The 5683-nt window shown below is 35.8% G+C and carries 3 protein-coding genes and 1 other annotated feature; all 3 genes read right to left on the bottom strand.

The window, feature by feature from the left end; translation table 11 throughout:
• Window positions 1-310 precede the first annotated feature (310 nt).
• The 3 genes from asnS to asnB all read right to left on the bottom strand — a co-directional run bounded on the left by asnS (window position 311) and on the right by asnB (window position 5570).
• Window positions 311-1711, bottom strand: a complete 1401-nt coding sequence (gene asnS, locus ACW6OJ_RS07245) for an asparagine--tRNA ligase (RefSeq protein ID WP_456096165.1) — start codon at window positions 1709-1711, stop codon at window positions 311-313.
• Between the two features lie 69 nt (window positions 1712-1780).
• Window positions 1781-1996 (bottom strand) — a binding site (T-box leader).
• A gap of 67 nt (window positions 1997-2063) precedes the next feature.
• On the bottom strand, window positions 2064-3635 hold the full coding sequence (locus tag ACW6OJ_RS07240) for a fibronectin type III domain-containing protein (RefSeq protein WP_456096164.1): 1572 nt from the start codon (window positions 3633-3635) through the stop codon (window positions 2064-2066).
• A 75-nt stretch (window positions 3636-3710) separates the two neighbouring features.
• Window positions 3711-5570, bottom strand: a complete 1860-nt coding sequence (asnB, locus tag ACW6OJ_RS07235; protein ID WP_456096163.1) for an asparagine synthase (glutamine-hydrolyzing) — start codon at window positions 5568-5570, stop codon at window positions 3711-3713.
• Window positions 5571-5683: the final 113 nt, after the last annotated feature.

The raw sequence follows: 5683 nt of genomic DNA, 5'->3' as shown, positions 1-5683 counted from the left end.
AGCTCCATTGTGATACCAAGAGTATCAGTCTCCCTCTTATTATTTTTACTTTTAATTCTAACTTTTGAATCCCTTATCACCTTCAATAGACCTGCCCCCTTATAGTAAATTTACAATTATTACTTATGTCTTATGACCTATCATATTTGTCGACTAATTCTTAATTCCACAAATACATTTACGCATAAAAGTCTATTTTTATATATTTTATACTATTATTCTTTACTTTGTCTATATTATTTCTAGCATAAGGGGGAGGTATAACCTCCCCCTTAAAATATATTAAAAACATAAAGAAATAACTGTCTTTTTAGAATTCAGCATTCTTTGGTGTTCTAGGGAATGGTATAACGTCCCTTATATTTGACATACCTGTTAGATACATTATTATTCTCTCAAATCCTAGACCAAATCCAGCATGAGTAGCTGTACCAAACTTTCTAAGCTCTAGATACCACCAGTATTCCTCTTCATTTAGTCCTAGCTCATGAATCCTATTCATCAAAACATCATATCTTTCTTCCCTCTGAGAACCTCCTATTATTTCTCCAACACCTGGCACTAGTAGGTCCATAGCCCTTACTGTCTTACCATCTTCATTCATCCTCATATAGAAGGCCTTTATATCCTTTGGATAATCTGTAACAAATACTGGAGCCTTGTATACCTGTTCAGTTATATATCTTTCGTGCTCAGTCTGTAGGTCACATCCCCATTCAACTGGGTATTCAAATTTTTGTCCTGAATTTATTAGTATTTCGACAGCTTCTGTATATGTAATCCTCTTAAAGTTAGAATTTAGGATATTATCTAGTCTCTCCAGAAGTCCCTTATCTATAAAGTTGTTGAAGAAGGCCATTTCTTCTGGGCACTCCTCAAGCACATAGTTGATTACGTACTTGATCATATCCTCTGCTAGATCCATATTATCTTCTAGATCAGCAAAAACTATTTCAGGCTCTACCATCCAGAACTCAGATGCATGTCGGCCTGTGTATGAATTTTCTGCCCTAAATGTAGGACCAAATGTATAGATGTTTCTAAAAGCAAGGGCCATTATTTCACCATTTAGCTGACCAGAGACAGTTAGGTTTGCTTCCTTACCAAAGAAGTCCTTGCTATAGTCAATTTTACCATCTTCAGTTAGTGGTGGGTTCTGCATATCTAAAGTAGTGACTCTGAACATTTCACCAGCACCCTCAGTATCTGAGCCTGTAATAAGTGGTGTATGTGCATACACAAAGTTTCTTTCATTAAAGAACTTATGTATGGCAAATGCAACTACCGACCTTACCCTAAATACTGCTGAGAAAGTATTTGATCTAGGTCTTAGATGGGCAATAGTTCTAAGGTATTCAAATGTATGCTTTTTTTTCTGTAGTGGGTAACTTGAATCTGAATCTCCCTCTACTACAAGCTTAGTGGCGTGTATTTCTATTGGATTCTTTGCGTTGTCAACCGCTACTAGCTTACCTTCAACCAAAATCGCTGAAGAAATAGCTAACTTAGATACCTGGGCAAAATTGTCCAAGGCCTTTTCATCTATTACTACCTGTAGGTTCTTAAAAAAAGAACCATCATTTACTTCCATAAAACCAAAACTCTTTGATATTCTAGATGTCCTAATCCATCCCGCTATCTTAACTGTTTTTCCTATGTACTCTTCACTGTTTTTATAAAGAGTTTTTACTTCTAAAAATTCCTTCTGCATAATTCCTCCTAATTAAACTATATGATATATTCTGTACTTGGACTACACAACAAAAAACACGTAGTCCACAAAAGGGACGACGTGTTATAATCGCGGTACCACCCTAATTACCGGCTAGGCCGATCTCTTAGAGGATTTATAACGGTATCCATCCGTCTGAGCCTACTCTATTGTTCGGTCAGAAACTCATAGGTGTTCTTCATCATAAGTATATTACTGGTCTCGCACCACCACCAGCTCGCTTAAACATTGACCTATAACTACTCTCCTAATCACAGTCTTTAAAATTCAATAACAAAAGTATAACAATTTTAAAATACTTTGTCAATCTATATACTTGCTTATTTATGATTTATTCCAAGAAATTTGATTTTACATTAACTGGCCTACTAAAACTAGACACTTGGCCAGCCTCATTTACTGCTATAATATAGAAATCATAATTTATCTTAGACCTGTCTATCTTTAGGGTACTAGTATTTTTCTGTATATTCTTAGCCATAAGTATGTGGTTCCCCTCTTTACGGCTTTTATCAACATAATAAACTCTATAGCTATACTTGGCACTATCTATAGGGGTCCATTTTAACCTTACTGTACTATTCTCCCTATCTGTTACAGCCTCTAAATTTTTAACAGCCTTCTTCTGGAAACTATCACCTATACTATTTGATATGTGTAGAATCTTACTATTCTTAGTTTTTTCTCCCATGTAGTTATTTCCAACAATGTATATGTCATAATCAAAGTCAGACCCTGACCCAATATCAAACCTTAAAAGCTCCGATAGCCTGTTTCCATATGGTATCTTGGCATTATCTACCCTAGTCCTAGTATAGAGACTATAATCCTCACCCTTAATTTTGTCCCTAACATATATATCATAGGAATTTATTCTCTGGTTGTGGTCCCATCCCAACTCTATATTTAGCTTACCATTTCTAATCTCATACCTATATTGAAAGCTTTTCGGCTCTAAATTTTCAAATTTTGTAGGTCCTACACTTACAAGAGCCCTGTCCGACATATTGCCACTCTTTGCTTCTATTAAGTAGGTCCCCAACCTGTTTGCTCTAACATTACCCTTGTCATCTATTTCAATGCCGTAGCTAGTTTCAAGACCACTCTCTCCAAAGGCAACCTTCTTGTTGGCATCATATTTGTCAGAATCTAGAACCCTATAGCTTACCTTTGTCTTCATATTTATTGGCAAAGTTGCAATCCTAGCATTTAAATTTTGACTAGTTGCCTGCTCTACATTATATATATCATCAAGTTCTAGCTTATATACTCTTGGTTCAATCTTTATAGTTGTCTGGGTTTCCTTCCTGTCATACCTCGATATAAGCTTGGCCTCCCCAACACCAACGGCTTCAACTGTATTGTTTTCAACCCTCAGTACCTTGTCATTTGTACTTGCATACTTAAGCTTGTAGCCCCTCTCTAACTTTTTAAAGTCATCAATATCTATATTTGCATTGATTTTACTCTTGTCACCATAGTACTTTAGGGGCTTATCTAGACTAACTTGCATTTTTGTAATTTTGGGGTTAACCACCATGATAGTTGCCTTTCTCAAGACCCTATTTTTATTTAATACGCCTATGGATGCATATCCCACCTTATTGGCAGTCAACTTATCACCCTTAATTGATATGACAGACTTATTATCTAAAACAGCAAACTTTAGGCTTGGCTTCTTAGCAAAATCAGGAACCATTATATACTCACCTGGAGATATTGATACAGTATCCCCCTGCTTAATTACGTACTTGTTTACATTTGTAATAAAGGTTCCACCTATAATCCTTATATCTATCCCCTTAACCATTGGACTTATATATCCATACTTAAGTCCATAGAAAATCCCAAATAAAAGGAGAGGAATGACTGCTATTATACCTAATTGTTTTTTCTTATGCATAAGTAGTTACTCCTCTCTATTTTTCCTTTTAAAAAATTACTTTTATGTCCTAGATGTTTTTAGATATAGCTAAGGCTAATTTCCCGCCACTTCGTCTATAAAGTACCTCTTATACCAAACTAGGAAGACTAATACTGTATATATTTTTCTAGCATTATTAGTTATGCCATTGTAGTGGTCATCTAATAGCTTATTAATCTTGTCCTTATCGAAGAATTCATCTACATAGTCTGCATTAAAATATTCCTTGACAAACTTATAGTGCTTTTCCTCCTGGAACCAGAACCTAATTGGAACTGGAAAGCCCTTCTTCTTTCTCTTGTACCATTCTTCAGGTAACTTCTTTTCAGCAGCCTTTCTCAAGACATACTTTGTTGTTCCATGACTGATCTTTTGGTCTGAACTGATGCCTTCTCCCACCTTCATTACTTCCTTATCAAGGAAAGGAACTCTTAACTCTATGGAATGAGCCATACTCATCTTATCTGCCTTCTGTAGTATATCACCCTCCATAAATAGTTTAATATCTAGATACTGTTTTTTAGTTATATCATCCTTGCCCTTAACCAAGTCGTAAACTTCTTTCGTAATTTGTCTTACACTTCTTGAATTTAGGTACTTAGACTTTAGGATATCCTTAGCCTCGTCCTCTTCAAACACAAGAGCCTCACCTATAAAAGTCTCCTCAACTGGTCTACCTGCCCTTAACAGGGTAGTCTTACCATGGAATTCTGGCAAGTGCTTTGCTATTGCAGCGGCTGGCTTCAAAATAAATCCTGGTAACTGTCTAAGTTTTCTCTGACCTGGGTCTATATCATACCATTCATAACCACCAAATATCTCATCAGCACCTTCACCTGATAGAACAACAGTTACACCGTTGTCTCTAACTAGCTTAGAAAGGAAGTAAAGTGGTAGTGTTGACGGATTTGCTTGAGGCTCATCCATATGGTACTGAATTTCTGCAAGCTTACCAAGACAGTCATCTCCATTTATAGTCTTTCTAATATTTTCTATACCTAGTATCTTAGATAGGTCTGCAGCAAGGGTAGATTCATCAAAATTATCCTGCTCAAAGCCTATTGAAAATGTCTTATCTGGCATTAGACAAGCTGTTATATAGCTTGAATCTATACCTCCTGATAGGAAGGAACCTGAAGCAACATCTGAACGCTTGTGTAGCCTAACAGAATCAGCTATTACATCTTCTATCTTCTGTATATTCTCCTCTAGACTTGAATGTGTATCATTAAAGTCAACATCCCAATACTTCTTTATTTTCATTTTACCGTCCTGATAAGTAAAAAAGTGACCAGCTTCAAGTCTCTTTACCCCCTTAAAGAAGGTCTCATCCTTCTGAGAAGAATACTGGAAAGTTAAGTAAGGTTTTAGGGCCTTTTCATTTACATCTTTCTTAAAGTCTGGATGCTCTAAGAAGGACTTAATTTCTGACCCAATCAAAAGACAATCCCTACCATCTTTTTTATATTCATAATAGTAAAGTGGTTTAATACCGAAGTGGTCTCTAACTACAAAGGCTTTTTTTTCAACCTTGTCCCATATGCAAAAGGCATACATACCCCTAAGTCTATCAACTAAGGCTTCACCATACTCTACATAACCATGTATTAGGACCTCACTATCTGTATCACTCTTAAAAGTGTAACCCTTACTCTTTAAGTCATTTCTTATTTCTTCAAAATTATAAATTTCACCATTGAATACCAAGACCTTATTTCCATCATGGCTATATAGGGGCTGGCCACCAGCCTCAGATAAGTCAAGTATGCTTAGTCTTCTAAAGCCTAGGGCAGCATCGTCATCATAGTACTTGCCTCCCATGTCAGGCCCCCTATGGTAAATCCTGTCCATCATCTTATCTAAAATTACTTCTTTGTTATTGCTATTGTCAAAAAATCCAACAAAACCACACATATGTTAAATCCCTTTCTTATTCTACTTATTCCTTATATTTTAAAAATAAGGTAAATCAAATATTAGTCGATTTATAATCATCAATTTGTATAAGTATCATCATACCATAAAAT

Source organism: Peptostreptococcus sp. (genome assembly GCF_977045075.1).
The sequence above is the reverse complement of the archived record's forward strand: the minus strand, read 5'-3'. Positions and strand labels throughout refer to the sequence as shown.